Source organism: Kitasatospora sp. MBT63, from assembly GCF_000710465.2.
In the GTDB taxonomy this organism is placed as follows: Bacteria; Actinomycetota; Actinomycetes; order Streptomycetales; family Streptomycetaceae; genus Kitasatospora.
In genome coordinates this window covers 1-724 of the sequence record NZ_JAIZ01000128.1, presented here as the reverse complement: position 1 = coordinate 724, position 724 = coordinate 1, and the positions used below count along the sequence as shown (strand labels likewise).

Genomic DNA, 724 nt, shown 5'->3' with positions numbered 1-724 from the left:
AGAAGCCGTTGTCGTACCGATAGCGACGGGCGTGTTTCCGCTGGTCAGGCATAGTGGCGGGGCCTCGGTGGCAGAGGCGGGGTGTCGTGTCGTCTCTTCGGTGGAGGTGCCGGATGCCTTCGGTGATGGGGTTGTTGGAGGAGCGCGAGCGTGCTGCCCGACAGCGGGTGGAGGCTCTGCAGGTCGAGCTGCGGGAGGCGGAGGCCGTGTGGGAGCGGTTCGTGATCGCCCGTCAGACGGTGGCCGAGGTCTTGGCGGAACCTGCCGCGGGCGAGGAGGCGCCGCTGGCCGGGATGGTCGGTGAACGGCCTGCGCGGGCGGCAGGGGCGCTGCCCGGATCGGTGGTTCCCGCCTGGCGGGAAGGGCTCGCTCCCGACGTGCTCGCGCCGGACTACCGGCGGCTCATGGACGTCCTCGCGCAGAGCGGGGAGGCGATGGACTGTCGCCGGCTCGCGGCGGCGGTCGGCCTGGAGGCGGTCGCGGCGAAGGTGGAGGGGGTGCGGTCGAAGGCGAAGCGCCTGGTCGCGCGGGGCTGGCTCGTCGAAGAACGGCCGGGGATGTTCAGCGTGCCCGCCGGGCGAGGCGGCGACTCATGACCATGGTCATCGACCAGCGGATCATCGCCTCCGAGGTGTCGGTGCGCTTCTCGTAGTCGCGAGCCAGGCGGCGTGAATGCATCAGCCAGGCGAACGTCCGCTCCACCAGCCACCTCTTGGGCAGCACC

2 protein-coding genes are annotated in these 724 nt (G+C 71.4%); one reads left to right on the top strand and one right to left on the bottom strand.

From position 1 onward, the window contains the following. Positions 1-113: 113 nt before the first annotated feature. Positions 114-596, top strand: coding sequence for a hypothetical protein (locus tag AA75_RS08560; RefSeq protein WP_033819227.1), 483 nt, complete (start codon positions 114-116; stop codon positions 594-596). Here AA75_RS08560 and AA75_RS08555 read toward each other — a convergent pair. Then, a partial coding sequence (locus tag AA75_RS08555) for a transposase (protein WP_033819226.1) occupies positions 562-724 on the bottom strand: 163 nt, incomplete at its 5' end. The two genes, AA75_RS08560 and AA75_RS08555, sit on opposite strands and share 35 nt — an antisense overlap.

Bases quoted from the DNA above. Each gene is read 5' to 3' on its own strand.
- AA75_RS08560 (WP_033819227.1), top strand. From the start codon at position 114: ATGCCTTCGGTGATGGGGTTGTTGGAGGAGCGCGAGCGTGCTGCCCGA.